Below are 20,172 nucleotides of genomic sequence, written 5' to 3' on the forward strand. Positions count from 1 at the left end.
ATTGGAACGCCAGATCCGGCCAGGTTGTGGAGTGCGCCCCTGGCGCAACAGCGTCGGGCCCGCGAGATGCCGCTCCTCTATCTGCTCGGATGTCAAATGTGTTGGCCGCCACACGTTGTCACCCATCGGGCACCTCCTCACGAGCGCCGACACAGCCATATGTTACAGCGCCTTCGTGAAGATCCTTAGGTGAGCGCCTGAAACCAGCCCCAGCAACTGCGTGGGTGTCTACATTCAAAATTTTCAATTCAGAGCAATGTTGATATATTGCGGCACCCACCTAATCGGGCGCTCGCATTGTCAGGCGCAGGGAGTCCATTTCGGGAGCGAACAGCGACCTGCGGGCCCTGGATCCGGTGGGAAGATGGGCAATCTCGCGGAAGCTGCCCTCATTCCGTTCGAAGTTCTCCACATAGCCCCCGCCACAGCTCACGTAGACGCGGCGCCACGTCGATTATCGCCAAGGCTCCTTTGCCATAGCCGATGATCGCCCTGCTGCCAGCTGTCGATGAGGATGTTGTCAGCATCATCCCTGAGTTCGCGCCGGCCTGTTTTCGCTAGGCTTCGCCGGAACAGCCGCACTGATCCATCACCCGCGTTGGCGACGTAGAGAGTACCAGTCGATAGGGCATAACCAACGCCTTGCGGATCCTTGGTGCCCTGAAGCCGACCCGACACATTCGCTACGCTCAGATCAACAACTCCAACGCTATTGTTGCCAAGCTCAGCCACGAAGTGGCGCTGGCTCGGAACATCAACCGTCCTATGGTCGATCCTGCCTTTGACATTGCCAACCGTAATCTTCACCTCAAGCTGGAGAGGCATGGCTTCGTCCGTACGCCGGGGCGACACGGAAATCGCCGGTAACATGGCCCAGGCTAAGAGGCCAGCAATAGGCAGAGCAAGCTCTTTCATTGAAGTCGCTCTCGTTGCTTGATGGTCTTCACCTGATCCAAGGCGGCCCGCAGCTCCTGAGCCACCATCGTGCCGCCGCCGGCCCAGAAGCGCATGAACAACAGGCGCGGATGGCCGGCGGCGAGCACCAAGGCGTCGGTGCTCGCGGCCTTGCCCGAACCGGTCGGCTGGATATCAGTGAAAACGGTCGTTTTCATCGCCTCGGGCACACTCCATGCCACCGTCCTCTGCTGCCATGGGGTCTCCGACCCATTTTGTCACAATACGACTTATGGCTGTCCTGATCCGCAGCGTCGTGTTCGTTGTTCGGATCAGAGCGCTATGTCAAGTATGCATCGGTCTGACCAATAAACCGTAATTCTTGTCGAGACGAACACGACCCGGGAAGCCTTCATCGCGGAAGACAACCCGAAGGCATGATGTGGTCGCTGGAGTGCCCCGGCTGTTCATAGAAAATAGAACTTGAGGATCGCATGAAAATTCTCATTGCTTCCACCCCAGCATCCGGCCTTTTCAATCCGCTGCTTGCCATCGGACGAATTCTGATCTCCGCAGGTCATGAGACTGCTGTTTTGTCGGGCACCGCATTCCGTCAGCGAATTGAAGCTGTTGGTGCTGAGTTCCATCCTCTTCCCGCGCAAGTAGATTTCGATCCGGGGAACATTCACGCAGTGGCTCCGGAGCTTAAAAACACACCACCGGGGCCGGAATGGCTGCGCATTTCGCTAGAGCGTGTGTTTGTCGACAGTATCCACGCTCAACACGACGGCGTCCAGGAAATCCTAAGAGACTTTCCAGCAGATGTCATCGTTGTCGACGACATGTTTTTTGGTGTGCTGCCCATGCTTCTTGGGCCGCGTTCAGACCGGCCCTCCATTGTTGTCTGTGGGACATCGGTTTTGCACTGGCGCCGTGAAGACGGAGCGCCGGTTTTTTCCGGCCTTCCGCCTGCATTCACCGAGACCCAGCGCGAGGAATATGCCGCAATCGCGCAGGAGTATGACCGCGTTGTCGATCAGCCATTGTCTCTTCGATTGAACCAAGTGCTCGCCGGTTTAGGCACTGGTCCCGTGCACACACCTCTCCTGCAGTCCGTGGTTGAGCTTGCAGACGTCGATATACAGCTTTCTGTTCCGGGTTTCGAGTTCCCCCGAACCCTGCCACCGACGGTGCACTTCGTCGGCGCCTTGCCCATCATTCCAAATCAAGCGCCCCGTCCATCTTGGGCTGATGAACTGGATGGTTCGCGCAGGGTTGTCTTGGTGACGCAGGGCACCGTAGCCAATCACGATTTCAAACTTCTGCTCGCACCAACACTGGAAGCACTCGCCGACGAGCGAGACCTGATCGTGGTAGCCACAGCAGGTGGCCGACCAATCGACGCAATACCTGGCCCGATCCCCGACAACGCGCGCCTCGCGAGCTATCTGCCATTCGAATGGATCTTGCCGAAGACCGATGTATTTGTCACCAATGGTGGTTACGGCAGCGTCAACCAGGCCATGAGCTTCGGAGTTCCCCTCGTCACCGCGGGTCTGACCGAAGACAAAGCCGCCGTGAACGCGCGCGTCGCATGGTTTGGTGTCGGTATCGACCTTGCAACAAACACTCCCTCCCCGAGGATGCTGCGTAATGCCGTACGGACAGTGCTCGACAAACCGAGTTACCGCGCGCGCGTGTCACTCCTGGCGAAGGAGTTCGCCGGGATAGATACGCGATCTGAGATCATCCGGATCATTGCGAATGCCGCCGCTCGCTGACGTCACCGTCGATTGAACCAGGGATTGGACATAAGGTCTGATGGCATGACCGATTGCCTCAGCTGAATCGCCGTGCCAAGTGTAGCGCCGATGATGGGCGTTCTTCATCCCTTGCCTCTACCCTTTGCTAAGTCAAACCGGACGTTCGGGGCTGTCAGATCTCACAGGATGTAGTCGACATGGCTCGTCACTATCTTGTCCGGAAGATGCACAAGTTGGTGCCGACCGTTGAGGAATGCGAGCGTGTAGACCACAGATCGAGCATTACTTAAGGGAAGGCTTTGATGGCTCAATTTGACATGACGGCGGCAAAGCAGGTGGCGCTTCCCCGCTTGTAAGTGAAGGACAGACAACGTGACACAACGGACATTTCTTGTCACCGGAGCCAGCAAAGGCATCGGCCGTGCGCTCTCAACGCAGCTCGCCGATGCGGGTCATCACGTGGTCGGCATTGCCCGCGGCCAAGATCCTAGCTTTCCCGGCACACTTGTTTCGATCGACCTTGATGACAGCAAAGCCTCAGCGGAAGCTTTCGCCGATCTCGCTAAGCGTCATTCCTTTGATGGCGTCGTCAACAACGCTGGTCTCGTGCGGCTGCATCGGGTCGGAGAGATCGATCTCAAAGATGTGGACGACATCATGCGCTTCAATCTTCATCCGGCGATCCAGACGGTACAGGCACTCCTGCCGGCTTTGCGAACCAAGGGCTGGGGACGCATTGTCAACATTTCCAGTCTGACCGTTGTGGGCATCGCGCAGCGCAGTGCCTACGCAGCTGCCAAGGCGGCGCTCAGCAGCTTCACGCGCACTTGGGCACTGGAACTGGCCGAGACCGGTATCACCGTCAACGCGGTGGCACCTGGTCCAATAGAAACGGAGTTATTCCGTCAGAACACGCCTGTCGGCAGCGAGGCAGAGCAGAGGTTTCTTTCCCTGATCCCAATGCGTCGTCTTGGCAGGCCGAAGGAAATTGCCGCGGCCGTTGCTTTCCTGCTCTCGGACGAGGCGGGCTACATCACTGGGCAGACTTTGTTCGTTGACGGCGGTGGTTCGATCGGAAGGGTGGCGATCTGAGTCGCAACAGTAAGGAGACGACGAATTGCGATTTCGGGTTCGCCGTGACGACACGGAGGCTACCGTTAGGATACACTGAACGTCTCCGCGACAAGATGCGGCATCCTAGTCCGGCTACGCGGCCAAGGACGGTGAGACTGGTAGGGCGATCCATGCCCGACTAACCGCATTGGCTTGATATTCTTTCCCGCGCTTACTCGATTATCATATCGCCCCCGCACTCTCTTTTGCCTTCAGGCGCCCCATGCCGTCCGATGCCCCGCTGGAGGACAACATGACAGAGATGCCAAACCCCAAGAGCTTCGAGAGGACCTCTGGCTCCCCCATTGCGGAGAGTGACGCAGTTCCTCCTGAGCCTATTAAAGCCAAGCCGGGCCGCTGGGTCAAGCGCGGTGGAGTAGCGCTGGTACTGCTTACCACCGCGGTGGCGGGCGGCTTCTATGGCCACCATTACTGGACGATTGGCCGGTACGAGGTCTCGACCGATGATGCCTTTGTGGAGGCGGATTCCACCATCATCGCCCCAAAGGTGCCCGGCTACATTGCCGAGGTGTCCGTCGCCGACAATCAGTCGGTGAAGGCTGGCCAGACGCTCGCCCGCATCGATGATCGCGACCTCCGGGCTGCGCTCGACCAGGCCCGTGCCGACGTCGCGGCGAGCGAGGCGGCGATCCGCAACATCGACGCGCAGATCGCTCTTCAGCGCTCAGAAATTGCGCAGGCCGAGGCGAACGTCGCCGCAACGCAGGCCTCGCTCCGCTTCGCCGAAGCTGATGCGGCGCGCTTCCGCGACCTGAGCAGGACAGGGGCAGGCACGCTTCAGCGGGCGCAGCAGACCCAGTCCGTCCAGGACCAGACCAGGGCTGCGTTGCAGCGCGACGAGGCCGCACTCGCCGTGGCCAGGGCGAAGGTCGACGTTCTGAACACCAGCCGCGCACAAGCCGAGGCCAATCTCCGCCACAGCACCGCGGCCGCCCGGCAGGCCGAACTCAATCTGTCCTACACCGCCATTGTCGCACCCGTGAACGGCACGGTCGGCGCCCGTTCGGTGCGCCTTGGCCAGTATGTCACCGTGGGCACTCAGTTGATGGCTGTGGTGCCCCTGCATGCGGCCTATGTGGTTGCCAACTTCAAGGAGACCCAGCTTGCCGACGTGAGACCAGGCCAGCCTGTGGAAATCGAGGTCGATGGCCTGCCGGGCGCCACATTCAGGGGCCATGTCGAAAGCCTGTCGCCAGCCAGCGGGCTCGAGTTCGCGCTGTTGCCCCCGGATAACGCCACCGGCAACTTCACCAAGATTGTCCAGCGCATCCCGGTGAGGATCGCCTTCGACGAGGATGTTTCCGGTCGGTTGCACGCCGGCATGTCGGTCGAGCCGACTATCGACACCCGCCGCAGGACCGGCTCGCTCTGAGCCTGAGAGCGGACAGTCCGTCCTGACGATCCCGGACGATCGTGCGTACCCCGGCGGCGCATGCTTCTTCCATCAAAGCCTATGGAGCCATGCATGGCCGCACACTTATCCACCGCTTCACCTGCCGATCCGACGCCGGTCTCCGGCACAGGTGCGGCCGCGATCCCGCTGAAGGTCTGGATGGCGGTCGGAGGCTCGACCCTTGGCGCCTTCATGGCGGTGCTGAACATCCAGATTGTCAATGCCTCCCTGGCCGACATCCAGGGTGCCATCGGCGCCGGAATCGATGATGGGGGTTGGATTTCCACCTCCTATCTGATCGCTGAGATCGTAGTGATCCCGCTGACGGGCTGGTTGGCGCAGGTGTTCTCCATCCGCCTCTATCTGCTGGTCAATGCAGTCCTGTTCCTGGCTTTCTCGATCGCCTGCGCCTTCGCGGCGGACCTCCAGCAGATGATCGCCCTGCGCGCCCTACAGGGCTTTACCGGTGGTGTACTGATCCCGATGGCGTTCACCATCATCATTACCTTGCTGCCCCAGACGAAGCAGCCAGTCGGATTGGCACTGTTCGCGCTCTCGGCGACCTTCGCGCCAGCCATCGGTCCAACGATCGGCGGCTACCTCACCGAGAACTGGGGCTGGGAGTACATCTTCTACGTCAATCTGGTTCCCGGGGCGCTGATGGTTGCTATGCTATGGGGATCACTGGAACGCGCGCCGCTCAACTTTTCGCTGCTCGCCAGGGGTGACTGGTTCGGCATTGCTACAATGGCGATTGGCCTTGCCGCCCTCCAGACCGTTCTTGAGGAGGGGAACAAGGACGATTGGTTCGGCTCACCTTTCATCGTGCGGCTGTCGGTAATCGCCGCCGTGTCGCTGAGCCTGTTCGTTACCATTGAACTTGCAGTTAAGCATCCGTTGTTGAACCTGCGTCTTCTGCTCCGCCGCAACTTCGGCTTCGGCATTCTGGCGAATATCCTGCTTGGGTTTGCGCTCTATGGTTCGGTCTTCATCCTGCCAATCTATCTGGCGCGGGTTCAGGGGTACAATGCCGAGCAGATCGGCATGGTGCTGGCCTGGACAGGGCTGCCGCAGCTTCTGCTGATCCCGCTGGTGCCGCGCCTCATGAAGCGCTTTGACGTGCGCTATGTTATTGCCTTTGGCTTTGGGCTGTTCGCGCTGAGCAACTTCATGAACATTCACATGACCAAGGACTACGCCAGCGACCAACTGTTCTGGCCGAACATCGTGCGCGCCGTTGGCCAGGCGCTGGTGTTCACGCCGCTCTCCGCGACGGCCACCGCAGGGATCGAGAAGGAGAATGCCGGTTCGGCCTCCGCGCTGTTCAACATGATGCGCAATCTCGGTGGCGCTGTTGGTATCGCGGTGCTCCAGACCTTCCTGACCAAGCGCGAGCAGTTCCACTCGAACATCCTGATCAACTCGGTGTCACTGCTTGCAGAAGCGACCCGCGAGCGCATCGCTAATTTGACCGCCTACTTCCTCGCCCATGGCGTTTCCGACCCAGCCGTCGCTGCTCACAAGGCTGTGGTGGCCATCGGGCTCCGGGTCCGCCAGCAGGCCAACGTCATGGCATTCAGTGATACCTTCTTCCTGCTCGGCTCCGCGCTTGTCTTGGCCCTCGTGGCGACGCTGTTCCTGAAGAAAGCTGATCACCTCGAAGGCGGCGTCGGCCACTGATCCCGGGCCGATCGACAATAGGAGATCACCATCATGTGCATGCGCTTTGCGAAACTCCGTTACCTGCGCCCTCCTCCCAGGCTTCATTAGTCCGTTAACATGGCATAAGCCGTCACGAACTTCGAGAGCAGGCTATCGAGCTGACCACATCAAGAGAGGATCCCCACCATGACGCCCTCCGTGAAGACCGAGCCCGCTGGCGTGCCTGGGCCAGCCCTATCCAAGGCAGTGCGCATCCACGCGTTTGGTTCCCCCGACGTTATCACCCTGGAAGACATTGAGCGCCCGACAGCCATGGAAGGCGAAGTGCTGGTGCAGGTAAAGGCCGCCGGCGTAGGCCCCTGGGATGCCTGGATCCGCGCCGGTAAGAGCGCCATGCCTCAGCCACTGCCATTGACCCTCGGCTCGGACTTTTCCGGGATTGTCGAGGCCGTCGGCCCCAGCGTCACGCAGTTCAGGCGGGGGGAGTCCGTCTTCGGTGTCACCAATCCACGTTTCGTGGGCGCCTATGCTGAATATGCGACCGCGGCCGCCAGTATGATCGCCAAAAAGCCGGCCCGCATCGCAGACGTCGACGCCGCGTCAGTGCCGGTCGTCGCAGTTACGGCCTGGCAGGCGCTGTTCGACCATGGTCAACTCCAGCCCGGCCAGAGCGTGCTGGTGCACGGCGCTGCCGGTAATGTCGGCAGCTATGCGATTCAATTCGCTCGCCACGCCAAGCTCAATGTGATTGCAACGGCTACCGGCGTGGACGTTGATTACGTCCGCAGCCTCGGAGCCAACCAAGTCATTGATTTCCGTATGGAGCGTTTCGAGGGGATAGCGCGAGATCTTGATGCTGTCATTGATCTCGTTGGAGGCGAGACGCAACAGCGATCCTTCTCCACCTTGAAGCCCGGCGGAGTGCTCGTCTCAACTGTCTCGCCTCCTGATCAAGAACTGGCTAGCAAGCAGGGCGTGCGGGCACTGTTCTTCTTGGTCGAGGTCAATACCGAGCGGCTGGAACGTATCGCCGCTGCTATTGATGCCAACGAACTTGCGCCGAGCGTCGGCACTGTTCTGCCGCTTGCCGCTGCGCGCACGGCTCACGAGATGCTGGAGGGGACAAGACCTCACCCACGTGGCAAGATCGTTCTGCGAGTAGACACGTGACTCAGCCGGACACCGGGCTTGGCGGAGCGTAGCTGTGGCGAACGATCCTCTCTACTCGGAGACCTGCAATGACCAGGATCGCATAGGTCCGCTAGACAGCGCGAAGGACCTTGCCCTCTGGGCAGTGCAGACGGCGGAGTGATTGATGGCAGCTTGGAGTTTGACGTTGCCCTTCACTCTGCCATGATGAATGAGAGGTCTTCTGCGCGCATGTCCGCAGAGTACCTATTGCGCAAACTTCGTGTAGAGGCCGCTTCGGCAGGAGCGGCCCTGTGCATTTCACCACACTCTCGGGTAGATGTTGTGGCATCGTCTTTCTTCATGCGGCCATCGGAGAAAAGTTGTAGGCACAGGAGCGATCTCTTGCGCGCGCAATGTCATAGCTTCCCAGTCCACTATCACGCTTTCGACAGACCCTAGCCTCCTCGACTTGGAGAACTTCCATTAGTTGGAACCCAGGAGGTCATGGGCGATCACTGTTCCGATGGCCGTCATCAGTATTGCATCTCTGCTGCCGTCAATGCTCAGACTGGTTTTGTCAGAAAATGATGTACGCCTGTCCTGATCCACAGAATCGTGTGTGTTGTTGTTCGCAGGGCTCTACAGCAAAATGCGGTCAGGCGTGCCTGAATACTAGCTTGGCAAACGAGTCATGAACCCACTGCCGGCACTCTTGGTCGACACGAACACGAAGTCGAAACTCTGCTTGATGGAAGGCTTCTGGAACGCCTGTGGTGCAGTCGTTGGATCTCCGCACCACCCACTCGGAGCGCGAGGGTCGAGGCGCCGCGATCCAATTGGTAAGGACAGGCACGTGAGTTTCAGCGGGCGAACCGCACGGTTGGCTGCTGTCAGTCATATCGAGTTGAGCAGAAGGAGGACGAGATCACCCCCAGCAACATCGTTCCTCCGCCGCATGAAGAGTGAGGAATTTCAGGCCCTGCGGAGGCGCTTTCTCTTCCGGTATGGTCCTAGCCATTGGATGTATGTCATGCATTTTAACGATTTCTCCCTGCCCCCGGTATTACCACAGGATGCCGCGTCACTCATGACCACGGTCGCGGGTTCGGTTCTACTGCCGGGCGATCCGGAATACGACGACGAACGCGCCGTCTTCAACCTCAACCACCGGTTGGAGCCCGCGATGATCGTGGTACCGGAGAGCGCCGCCGACGTCCAGGCCGCCGTCACTTTCGCGGCGGGGCAGCACCGGCCGGTCCTGGTGAAGACGACCGGCCACCAAATAGTCGGCCAAGCGCACGGCGCTGTCGTGATCGCAACCCATAGAATGAATGACATAACAATTGACCCGATAGGCCGTAGGGCCCGGGTCAGCGCCGGGGTGCTGTGGTCGGATGTAATCGCGGAGGCGGCCAAGGCCGGGCTGGCCCCGCTGAACGGGTCAAACCCCACCGTGGGGGTCTCGGGATATACGCTAGGCGGCGGTCTCAGCCCAACCCTTGGGCGCTCCCAAGGTTACGCCGCCGACCACGTGCGTTCGCTCGAGGTGGTCACCGCAGACGGCGACCTGCGGCACGTTGATGCGGAATCCGAACCCGATCTGTTCTGGGCGCTGCGTGGTGGCAAGGGCAACTTCGCAGCGGTTACCGCCCTGGAATTCGACCTGTTCCCGGTGCCCCGCCTTTACGGCGGCGCGATCTACTTCCCCGGCGAGCGAACGGCCGATGTGCTGCGAGCATGGACCGCTTGGCACCCGAGCACCCCGGAGACCATGGTCACATCGTTCGCCGTGATGCGGATGCCACCGGTGCCCGAAGTACCTGAGGCTCTACGCGGGAAGTTTCTGGTGTCGGTGCGGATTGCCTACAACGGCACGACCGCAGACGGCGAGCGGATGATAGAGCCGTTGCGTGTGGTAGCTCCGGCAGTCCTGGATACGGTGCGGGACATGCCGTACATTGAGGTTGCGTCGATTCACAACGAGCCCACGGACCCGGTTCCCTATTACGAACGCGGCATAATGCTTCGAGAGTTCCCCGCGCAGGCGCAGGACAAGCTGATCGAACTTGTTGGTCCAGACGCGTCAACCGAGCTAGTGATCGCGGAGCTTCGTGCCCTAGGCGGGGCGTGGGACCGGGAGCCAGCGGTGCCAAACGCCGTATCAACCAGGGGTCTGCCGTACAGCTTGCTGGGCGTCGCGGTTGGACCGCTGTCGCAGGAGCAACACCTCAAGAGTTTGGTCGCGGAACTGCTTGACGGCATGAAGCCGTGGCAGGGCGACCGGCGCTACGTGAACAACCTCGCACCGGATGAGGCGGCCGACGCAGCGGCGATTTACGGCCCAGAGCGGTATGAGCGGTTAGCCTCTATCAAGAAGACCTACGATCCGACTAATATGTTCCGGCTCAACCATAACGTGGCGCCGGCTGCGTGATTAGGCATTGGCAAACTGCTCGGGTCCGGACGTGATCAATCGTCGCTCATGTCCGGCGCTCCGGCTCACGAAGTGCCAGTGATGTCGGTGTCGCAGCCAATCCGTTGCAACCGGATCACAGGGCCAGGCATCTCCACGCATCCGCCACCGCTTTCGGTTGTGGGGCGGGTTGAACGTCTGGGTAGTGGAAGAACAGATGTTCAAGGATAGACATTTCGATCTTTCAGGCATCCGCACGCTGACGAGACGCAGATCAGAGTGATGCCATGGGTTGTTTTGTGCGAGGTACATCTCAGTCCTCATCACTCGTGCAGCCATTTATGTTCCGGGTAGGGATACCGATCAAAGCGTTTCCAAGGCAGCCCGAGGCACGTTCGGGCGCGGACGTCGGAACGCAAGGTACTTTGAGGATTAACACGCCTAGCAGCCGGAGAAACCCGTTCTATGTCGCAGCCCACTCGAAGGGGCAACCCAATATGGAAGGATTCGGCGTTTCGTTGGCTCGATCTGAGGGACGAGCAGCGTTGTCGCACCGCAACTGTCCAGGCCAGACTAGCAAAAGTGGCGTTTACAGGACAATTTCAACAAATTCGCCCTGCGACCCTTTGAGATTTGATTTCGTGCGCATCGGAGACGGCGCTCAATCCGAGAGTCTCGAAGAGGTCATCACGGTTGTCGCCAAAAGCCGCCGATCCTGCAACCTGCTAGCCGGCATTGGTTCCCAGTACTAATGGCCAATCTCATTACTGAACGCCCAGAATCGCCGGAGGATGGCATACACGGCCGCCCGCCGTCCAATCGCCGAAGGGGATACTGTATGAAGACTGACCGTTCCCGCAGGAGCTCTCAAGTTGGAGGAGCGACTACCCGCGTCGAGACGATTCCAATGAAGAACTTTGATCACTCTTCGGCCTGTTAGTTCTTGAGCCAGTCGATTGCTGCGGCGAGGCAGAGCACGCCCATGAAGGATGAGGCAGTCTTCTCGTAGCGCGTTGCAACCGCCCGCCACTCTTTGAGCCTGGCCCAGAGCCGCTCGACGACATTGCGATTGTTGTAAATCCAGTCCGGACAGGCCACCGGCGCCTCATTGGACTTGGCCGGGATCGCCGGCCTCGCACCGAGGCTCCAGATGTGCTCGCGGAAGCTGTGACTGGAGTAGCCGCGATCCGCTACGACCCAGCTGGGCACACCCGGCAGAGTGTCGAGCAGCGGAATGGCGTCAGGCAGCTCGTGCGCCTGACCCGGTGCAAGGCGAAACGCGATAGCGCGTCCGAGACCGTCGGCGATCACGCAAGCCTTGGTGCCATAGCCGCCACGAGAGCGACCAAGTGCTTCACGATCGTCTCGTTGAGCTTGAGAGCCCCTTTTCGACGAGCCCCGGCCGCCTTCTGATGCGCGCGCACGCTGGTGCCGTCCAGGAACGTCATTCCAAGCTGGACGCCGCGCTCCTGCACCAGGTTGAGCAGGCGTTCCCAGACGCCCAGACGAGCCCAGCGGATGAAGGTCTGAGCGGCGCGCCACCAGGGCCCTAATTCCGAGGGCACAGCGCGCCACTTGGCGCCATTCTGATGCCGCCAGAGGATCGCCTCCATCGTGCGACGCAGATCCTGCGGCGGCGTCTTGCCCTTCGGACGGCACTGTTCCACCAAAGGCTCCAGCATGGCCCATTGCGTGTCCGTCAGCATGGCTCCTCCTTAAACAGGACGAGCAAAACGCCTCCAGGTGCAAAGGGTTCAAGTCATAACAGGCCGTTGTAGTCGCCTTTTCGAAGTAAACCAACGATTGAATTTAGCATTTGCCGGGCTGAACTGCCCGCTAAGCTACGCCGAGCTGCCTGCGAGCTGACTTGAGAATCACTGGGCCGAGGACACGAAGGCCGCCGCAATCAAGGACGCTCTGCCGCTACGACGCCACCTTGGCTGGACCGAATGCTGTAGCGGATGTCTCCGGCGGAAGGAAGCTCTCAAGCAGGTGAAGTGTCCTGTTTGGTTGACTGAAGTGTCTTCTCCCAGCCCAATGTCTGGTTCGGCTCAACCGAACCGAGTCAGTCGTTTCACTTTCGCACTGGTGCGCCAGTCATCTGATTGACCAGGGTGAATTACGCATCAGATTGCTGAAGTCCCTACGGCGGAAGTTCGGATCCTTGTAGGCCATAACATCTGCGAGGCCGGTGCCCTGGGTCGTCTCGGGGCGATGCTTGAGGCTCGTATAAAGAGTTTGCATGAAATCCTCTGCGAACTGCGGTGGATGCGGATGAGCGACCTCAACGGCGTTCCGTTGCGCTACGGAGAAGTCGTCATAACCGGTACCCACAAGGTCCATGTTGGCACCTTCGGCAAGAAGCGCGGCAATGGGTGACAAACTCGCGGGTATTCCATTTGTCGTGTGCAACGCAACCGCGAGCCAAACGCTCTCGCTATCAGCTTCCGATACGCTGTGGCTTCGCAAAAAATCACGTGCGGCGTTCGCGCCATCCACCTCATAGCGCAAGTGGCTTTTCCCAAAATCTGCGGTCAATCCGAAATCATGGAACATCGCCGCGACGTAGAGAAGTTCTGGGTCAAAAACAAAGCCTTTGCGCTTTCCTGCCAAGGCAGCCCAGTAAAAGACGCGCGTGGAGTGCTGAAACAGAAGATCGCCCTCTGCCCCGCCAATGAACTGAGCTGCATCGCGCGCCAGCTTGCTTTCGGGAACTCTTATGCCGGAGACCTCATCAGGGAGGTTTATCATAGGTTGATCGGATTTGGATATGAGCGTTTCTGCCATGCTGTCTGACAAGTATAGAGTATTTGCGAGCGCGAACGACAGGATAGCGCAAGTAGCAGTTAAGGTGATAGGGACTTTCACGGTCGTTCTCCTATTCCAGGCCGCACATTGCTCATGCCGATCTAAAGATAGAAGCAAGGCAGCGGACAATTAATGAACGCTAGAATTATGCGAATCCTTTCACTGCCCGGACAAGGAATGGCGAAGATGTCCGAGCGGTATCATAATCAGGATGGCAAATATCTGAGGCAACGTCGCTCTGTGAGTATTGTCAGTCGACGGTTGTTCAGCAATGTGATCATACTGAGTCCAGCTGCCGGGAGCAGTGAGAATCCAACCGTCGACGACCACACCGGATATCGCTCCGCCAGCCGATTGCCTGTCCTAGAAAAGCCGACGTTCAGAAGATCTATTCCTCCGGGGACGCCTTAATTGATCCGAAAAATACTCGTTGAAACGCTGCGCCTGCAGCCTCATTCAAAAAGCGTATGGTACCGAGAACCCTGGCGCGCAGAAGCCAGCATAGGAACACAAGGGTAGCCTTCGCCATCTACTTTCTCCTAGAGCAAGGGCAATCGTCGCTTTGGCGTCGTACCGACGCGCTGTAGATGTGGCTTTGGCGTGCGGGCCATCCCGTTTTACTAAGGACAGTCTCTGCAGGTATTGAGCAAGTGTCCGCTATTAGAGCCAGTCCGAGTATTTCTGATAGGAAGTTGCTAGAATACCGAAGTCAGGCGAGTGCCTAGCGGACGGCGCAGGCGGATACTAGGTGGGTGCTCATGTCCTGCGTTGTGTCTCATGCCTTCATTTCCAAAGGCTTCCCACTTACTCCACCGGGTATGCGCCTGCATTGACTGGCAGTTCTCGTATCCCCAGTGCGGCCGCGAAAACGTCAGTGATGCCGCAACGCTTAAGGCAAGAAGCAGTTGGTCGGAGCCTTCGTGAGAATGGCGTTCATGGCACGACTCGACCTGACCGCGGTCACGAAAGAGTTGGTGCCATAGCTGCCATGAGTCCTTCGGCAAGCCCCGGCCGACTTCAGGTGGGCCCACAGGCTCGTATCATCGAGGAGCACAATCCCGAGTTTAATCGCATACTCCTGTACCAGGGACAGCAGGCGCTCCCCCGGGCCGCCCTAACGCAGCGGATGAAGGTCTGGCGGGCGCGCCTCCAGCGGCTCAACTTCTCGGGAACAGACCGCCCTTGGCTCCGTTGTGGCGCCGCCGGAGGGTCGCCGAGACGGTGCGCCGTAGGTCCTGCGGTGAAGTCCTGCGTTCCGGCCTACACGCCTCGATCAGGAGCCCCAGCAGGGCTCACCGTCTGTCGCTGAGCATTGCTCCTCCTCATCTCGGAGCAGCAAGACGTAAGCCGCCCCAATCGGGGCAAGCGACCACACGCCCTAGCCGATAGTGGCTCCGCACTTCGTTGAGCCTTACGCCATGTGGTAGTCCGCGACAGAAACCGATTGCCACTGCACATGACTGCGCTTACATCGCCAGCCGGATGTCTAAGTCAGGCAGTCTTAGAGCGCCTAATAAAACTGGCGTGAGTGCGTTGGTTTAGCATGGCCAAACCTCTTGTCTCAAAAGCCCTGTGGGCGGCCATTGAGCCGCTCCTGCCGCCGGAGCCAGCCAAGCCCAGAGGTGGAAGACCACGGGTCGATAACCGAGCGGCCCTGGCTGGCATCCTCTTTGTCCTGCGCTCCGGCATCCCGTGGGAGATGCTGCCTTCTGAGATCGGCTGCTCGGGCATGACGTGCTGGCGCCGATTGCGTGACTGGCATGCTGCCGGCGTGTGGATGCGCCTGCATCGCACCCTGCTCGAGCGCCTAGCCGATGCCGATAAGCTCGACTGGAGCAGGGCCGCGCTCGACTCCTCGTCCATCGCAGCTAAAAAGGGGGCGCTGCCACCGGCCCGAACCCGACGGATCGCGGCAAACCGGGCACGAAGCGCCATGTTGTGGTCGACCGGGAGGGCACGCCACTCGGCCTGAGCCTGAGTGGGGCTAACCGGCACGACAGCCTGATGCTCGCCCCCACGCTTGATGCCGTGCCGCCGGTGCGCCATGGGCGTGGTCGTCCCAGGTGCAGGCCTGACAAACTGCATGCCGACAAAGCCTATGATCATCGCCGCTGCCGCTCCGAGTGCCGCCAGCGCTCCATCACGCCTCGGATTGCCCGCCGCGGTGTGGACGTCAGCGAACGATTGGGACGCTACCGGTGGGTAGTGGAGCGCACATTGGCGTGGCTCAACCGCTTCTGGCGGCTTACCATTCGCTATGAGCGTCGCGAGGACATCCATCTCGCCTTCACCACGCTTGGATGTGCTCTCATCTGCTTCAACCAATGCAGACGGTTTTGTTAGGCGCTCTTAGTCCAGCGTCGGGTCACATCCCTTGCGAGACGCCAGCTAAGATGATGGGCTCAGCCCATGTTGTCACGAATCGACGTTCCGTTGTCCTGAATGACACCTTCTCCGGCATTGCCAGATCAAGCCGATGACGTCAGAAAGGCTTCAAGTTTCGAGGCGGATGACCTTCTGCTCGCTTATTGCCGGCTTGGCTGAACGCCCTCCGTTCCCAAACGAAGTCCTGAGGCGCAGTCTGCGACGTGACAGCTAGAGTCCGAGAGCAGCAGGAAGGGAGCGATTATCATAGGACCGCCATACGGTCTCGGCACGCGTATCCCCAAACAGCTGGCGGTGGAACGACGTTAATGAGTTCACCTACCAGGCGATGGGAGTAAGAGTAACATTGATCTCTGACCCTTCATTTTTACCGCCTGGATCGCAATTGGACTAATTTGGCGGGCAACAACCATCAATCATGAACAAAGGTGAAGTGCATGGCAAACTACGTGCTTGTACACGGGGCTTGGCACGCAGGTGCTGACCTCCAAGGTGTGGCCTCTCATATTCAGGCTATCGGACATGATGTCCACACCCCTACAGTCAAAGGCAATGGTCCTCATGACTCTAAAATGGTTGGCTTGTCTGAAGCGATAGAGTCGATTGTCCAGTACCTTGAGGAGACTGCCAGTGAGGACATAATACTCGTTGGGCACAGCTCCGGCGGAATGATAATTACGGGAGTGGCTGATCGTTCACCGCATCGAATAAGGCGTCTTGCTTATTGGAACGCTTACGTTCCCAATGATGGCGAGTCCATCCAGGATATGACTTCGCCACAGGTAGTCGCCGCCATCGAGGCTTTGGCGGCGGAACGGGTTGATGGATCCGTCATGCTGCCGTTTCCACTCTTTCGTGAAGCCTTCATTAACGATGGCGACCTTGAGACAGCGCAGAAGGCCTACAAAATGCTCAATCCGCAGCCGATGCAGACCTTTAGAGACAAGATCCGGCTATCGACGAATCCGGCCGATATGAATGTTGGGAAGTCCTATATTAACTGCACAGAGGATACTGTAGCCTCACATAGCTACCCATGGCATCCGAGGCTCTCCGAAAAGCTCGGGCTTTTTCGCCTCGTCCAGATACCAGGTTCGCATGAAATAGGCTTCACACATCCGGACAGGATTGCCAGAGCAATTATCGAGGCTGGACGCGACTAGACTAGACGTCTGTGTCGGCATTCAACTAGATACTTCAGGAAAGGTTGGACGATGGCCAAGCTGTGACATCTTGGCGAGCCCCGCACACGAGCGGAGGAACTCCGGAGTGGCGAGCAAAGCCCATGCAAGGCCTTCGATAGGTCGCTTGAGTACTAGCTGTTGTTGGATGGGGTGTGCTGCCCCCGCGATCTATGCGTCATCCGATTGAGGTCACACAGCAGACCTCCGAATTTCCTCGGATTGAGCGCCAGATTACCTCGTTACTGCATATAAAAGGAAATCAAATGCAAATGCTTATCAAGGCGGGAATACTCGCGTTTGGGCTTCTGATGCCTGCACTTGCTCAGGCCCAGGTCAAACTCGGCGTCGCGGTTCCAATCACCGGATCAAGCGCCTCCTTCGGTACCCAAATCCGCAATGGTGCCGAACTAGCCATTGAGGATATTAATTCCTCCGGTGGTATAAACGGACAGAAGCTGGAGTTGATCGCTGCGGATGATGGATCAGATCCGAAGCAAGGTGTCTCTGTTGCTAACAAGCTTGTCACAGAAGGTGTCAAAGCCGTCATCGGTCATTTTAACTCAGGCGTGTCAATCCCCGCTTCCACGATATACGAGGAGGCGGAAGTACTGCAGATTACACCGGGATCCACGAATCCCCAATTCACAGAAAGGAAGCTTTGGAACACATTCCGGACCTGCGGACGTGATGACCAGCAGGGTTCTGTTGCAGGGAAGTATCTGGCCTATCGCTACAGTCACAGGCGTGTCGCTGTTGTGCACGACAAATCACCGTACGGCAAAGGCATTGCAGATGAGACGAAAAAGGCGATGAACTCGAACGGTCTCACTGAAGTCCTCTATGAGGGGATCAATCCTGGCGAGAAGGACTACTCGGCCTTGGTATCAAAATTAAAGCAGGCCTCGATTGATGTTATATACTTTGGAGGTCTTTACACGGAGGCTGGTCTCATCATACGGCAGATGCGCGATCAGGTTCTTAACGCGCGGCTGATGGGCGGAGACGGCATCATCTCAGCTGAGTTTGTGTCCATTGCAGGCCCAGGGGCAGAGGGTACGCTGATGACGTTCTCGCCAGATCCGAGGCGGTACCCGTCGGCGGCAGAGGTAGTGCGCCGGTTTAAGGCGCGTCAGTTCGAGCCAGAAGCGTACACCTTGTATGCATACGCTGCGGTTCAGGTCTATGCAGCGGCTGCAAGACGGGCCGCAACGTTTGAGGGAAAGAGGGTCGCAGATGTTATGCGATCCGGAGAATCGTTCCCCACCGTTATAGGTGATCTGTCTTTTGACAGGAAAGGCGACATCACTCGCCCGGACTACATCGTTTATGAGTGGAAGAAGGGCTCAGACGGGCGCGTGGACTACACCGGTAACGAGATCACCTTCTGATACGGTGTATACTCAGTACCTCGAAAGCTGGTCGGCGAGCTCCACATGCTGAGGTTACAGGTGTCGTACCTGCGGTATAGATGCTTCGGTGCGCTCCTGTCGTCATAAGAGTGAGTGGACCAGTTCTGGGCCCGCTGCCCAGCCTATGTACGTTACGAGATCCGTTATCAAGCAGGCTGAGCCGCATTTGGTAACCTGCGGCTCAGGCAGCACAATGGGTTGGGCTTGCTCATTCCGTTAACGCTCGTAGCAGTGTGTCAAAACGATTGTCGGTTGAGGGCCGTGGTCTAAGCCTTGTGGCTCTCAGCCTGCCGATGAGCTGCTTCATGTAACCCTGGGCGTCCTTGCGCATCGCATACTGGTCCGCTCTAGCGGAGTCTCTGCATATATGAAACGGCTCCTTCCAACGTGTTGGCTTCGTTGCCTATCACGGATCACACTGCCTCCCGGCCGTGCCGCGCAGGGCCCATCCATACACATGCACACGAGCGACGATGCTGCGGATCGATTGATCTACCAAGCGGAGATCCGCGCTGAGTGGGCCATTGCCGCGCTTCGGCTCACCGTCGCTGTCATGCTCCTGCTTCTGATCGTCATTAGCAGCACGATAGTTCCTATTCGGCTAGCAGATCCGGGTGGCCGCCCCCACGTGACCTCCTTCATTGCTATTAGCGGGTTCACCTTCACGTCGGTAAGCGCGCTGCTCCTTATTAGATTCAATCTTTATTGGCCGCCGCTCGGTTGGTTGTTCGCGCTCCTCGATCTGAGCGTGGTGGTTGCGTCCCTCGTGGAGGGCGTTCACAGAAGCGAACTTCCTGGGAACTATCTGTTCCTTGTCACATCAGCCTGGGCGGGCCCACTCATACTTGCATTTAACGCATTGCGCTATCGTGCGTCGATTGTTGCGACGGCTTCGATTCTGTATGTCACTGGAGGGCTGGCAGTCGCGTTTTGGGCTGGCACAGCGGTCTACGCACCACCACCCCTACCCGAGGTTGGGCGGCTTGCAGACATGGAGCCCAACCTAGTCCGCCTCGGTTTCATTACCTTGGTTGGCTTCTGCTTGGCCCTGGTCGTCTTCCGGGGGCGACGCTTGCTGGTGCGGGCTCTCAAGGAACAACGCGAGCGGATGATGCTGACGCGCTTCCTGCCGGCTCAGATCGTAGCGGAGCTGACCCGCCCAGAGTCACGCCTGCGCCAAGGCACTACCTGCGATTGCTCAGTGCTCTTCGTAGATCTGCGTGACTCAACGGGCATCACCGAGCGTATGTCCCCGGATGGGATAGGAGATTTCCTTACACGCTTCCGCACGCGGATTACCCGAGCGGTCGAGCAATATGGTGGACTGATTGAGAAGTTCGCCGGCGACGGCGCTTTGGTCGTCTTCGGGGTGCCCGACCCGAGACCAGACGACGGCCAGAGAGCGCTAGCTTGCGCGAAACGCCTCGTGCGGTCGATAGACGAGTGGAACCATGACGGGGATGCTCCGTCTCCGCTGTCTGTGGTTGTTGGTGTCCACGCAGGCAGATGTTTCAGCGGTGTGGTCGGGGATGAGTCTCGCCTAGAGTTCACGGTCGTGGGCGACGCGGTCAACGTGGCCGCCCGTTTAGAGGCTCTTGCGAAGCAGCACGACGAATCGCTGATAGCGTCTCACGAAGCATTAGAGCGTGCGGGCGAGGAAATGGCGGTTGAGTGGCATGCGCTTGGCGCCAAGCGCCTGCGAGGGCGTGACGCCCTTGTTGGGGTCTTCGCCTACCGTGGGCGAGCAGAGTTGGGACACACGTAGAGGCCACTTGCCACAAACGAAATTAGGCGTGTCCAACCCTGTGGGCCGCGTGACGAACCGTGGCCTCCGCGTGCTTGAGATTCTGTTCGATGGTTCCGCCGAGCAGGGACGCATGTGAGAAACGTTTTGTATCAAAGTGGCGGAGATGATTGCCAATGCTCTTCGAAGTTGGCTAGCTCAGCTTTCGGTCAGGACAGTCTGTATGGCTGGAAATTATATAATACCTTAAAG

The 20,172-nt window shown here is 58.8% G+C and carries 14 protein-coding genes; 10 read left to right on the forward strand and 4 right to left on the reverse strand.

Going from position 1 to position 20,172, the window contains the following annotated elements:
- Positions 1 to 429: 429 nt before the first annotated feature.
- On the reverse strand, positions 430 to 915 hold the full coding sequence (locus HPT29_RS25780) for a YncE family protein (protein ID WP_173945308.1): 486 nt from the start codon (positions 913 to 915) through the stop codon (positions 430 to 432).
- On the reverse strand, positions 912 to 1,136 hold the full coding sequence (locus HPT29_RS25785; protein WP_173945307.1) for a hypothetical protein: 225 nt from the start codon (positions 1,134 to 1,136) through the stop codon (positions 912 to 914). The genes HPT29_RS25780 and HPT29_RS25785 overlap by 4 nt, the downstream gene beginning before the upstream one ends.
- 252 nt (positions 1,137 to 1,388) lie before the next feature.
- Here HPT29_RS25785 and HPT29_RS25790 point away from each other — a divergent pair, with 252 nt between their 5' ends.
- The 6 genes from HPT29_RS25790 (at position 1,389) to HPT29_RS25815 (ending at position 10,411) form a co-directional block, all read left to right on the forward strand.
- Complete coding sequence (locus HPT29_RS25790) at positions 1,389 to 2,675, forward strand: glycosyltransferase (protein ID WP_173945306.1); 1,287 nt, start codon at positions 1,389 to 1,391, stop codon at positions 2,673 to 2,675.
- Between the two features lie 354 nt (positions 2,676 to 3,029).
- Positions 3,030 to 3,749 carry an SDR family oxidoreductase gene (locus HPT29_RS25795; RefSeq protein WP_173945305.1) on the forward strand — a complete coding sequence of 240 codons (720 nt, stop codon included), beginning with the start codon at positions 3,030 to 3,032 and terminating at the stop codon, positions 3,747 to 3,749.
- 274 nt (positions 3,750 to 4,023) lie between these two features.
- Positions 4,024 to 5,163 carry an HlyD family secretion protein gene (locus HPT29_RS25800; RefSeq protein WP_173945304.1) on the forward strand — a complete coding sequence of 380 codons (1,140 nt, stop codon included), beginning with the start codon at positions 4,024 to 4,026 and terminating at the stop codon, positions 5,161 to 5,163.
- A gap of 93 nt (positions 5,164 to 5,256) precedes the next feature.
- Positions 5,257 to 6,864, forward strand: a complete 1,608-nt coding sequence (locus tag HPT29_RS25805; protein WP_173945303.1) for an MDR family MFS transporter — start codon at positions 5,257 to 5,259, stop codon at positions 6,862 to 6,864.
- A gap of 168 nt (positions 6,865 to 7,032) precedes the next feature.
- Positions 7,033 to 8,016, forward strand: coding sequence for an NADP-dependent oxidoreductase (locus tag HPT29_RS25810; protein ID WP_173945302.1), 984 nt, complete (start codon positions 7,033 to 7,035; stop codon positions 8,014 to 8,016).
- Positions 8,017 to 9,064: 1,048 nt separating this feature from the next.
- A complete protein-coding gene (locus HPT29_RS25815) occupies positions 9,065 to 10,411 on the forward strand; it encodes an FAD-binding oxidoreductase (RefSeq protein WP_210271898.1) in 1,347 nt (448 codons plus the stop codon).
- 915 nt (positions 10,412 to 11,326) lie between these two features.
- Here HPT29_RS25815 and HPT29_RS25820 read toward each other — a convergent pair.
- Positions 11,327 to 12,096 (reverse strand): IS5 family transposase gene (locus HPT29_RS25820; RefSeq protein WP_259061042.1). Its coding sequence is split into 2 segments (ribosomal slippage): positions 11,327 to 11,775 and positions 11,775 to 12,096, totalling 771 coding nucleotides; the frame shifts between segments, so codons are not numbered across the junction.
- 391 nt (positions 12,097 to 12,487) lie between these two features.
- On the reverse strand, positions 12,488 to 13,141 hold the full coding sequence (locus HPT29_RS25825; RefSeq protein ID WP_259061072.1) for an HD domain-containing protein: 654 nt from the start codon (positions 13,139 to 13,141) through the stop codon (positions 12,488 to 12,490).
- Positions 13,142 to 14,741: 1,600 nt separating this feature from the next.
- On the opposite strand from HPT29_RS25825, the gene HPT29_RS25830 reads away from it, so the two are divergent.
- The 4 genes from HPT29_RS25830 (at position 14,742) to HPT29_RS25845 (ending at position 19,941) form a co-directional block, all read left to right on the forward strand.
- A protein-coding gene (locus tag HPT29_RS25830; protein WP_259061044.1) for an IS5 family transposase occupies positions 14,742 to 15,541 on the forward strand; the annotation gives its coding sequence in 2 pieces (ribosomal slippage) (positions 14,742 to 15,075 and positions 15,075 to 15,541; 801 coding nt in all).
- A gap of 479 nt (positions 15,542 to 16,020) precedes the next feature.
- Positions 16,021 to 16,746 (forward strand): alpha/beta hydrolase, encoded by a 726-nt coding sequence (locus HPT29_RS25835; RefSeq protein WP_173945144.1) that lies wholly within the window; start codon positions 16,021 to 16,023, stop codon positions 16,744 to 16,746.
- Between the two features lie 284 nt (positions 16,747 to 17,030).
- Positions 17,031 to 18,155, forward strand: a complete 1,125-nt coding sequence (locus HPT29_RS25840; RefSeq protein WP_173945143.1) for a branched-chain amino acid ABC transporter substrate-binding protein — start codon at positions 17,031 to 17,033, stop codon at positions 18,153 to 18,155.
- 478 nt (positions 18,156 to 18,633) lie between these two features.
- Positions 18,634 to 19,941 carry an adenylate/guanylate cyclase domain-containing protein gene (locus HPT29_RS25845; protein ID WP_173945142.1) on the forward strand — a complete coding sequence of 436 codons (1,308 nt, stop codon included), beginning with the start codon at positions 18,634 to 18,636 and terminating at the stop codon, positions 19,939 to 19,941.
- Positions 19,942 to 20,172: the final 231 nt, after the last annotated feature.

This window comes from Microvirga terrae (genome assembly GCF_013307435.2).
Taxonomy (GTDB): Bacteria; Pseudomonadota; Alphaproteobacteria; order Rhizobiales; family Beijerinckiaceae; genus Microvirga; species Microvirga terrae.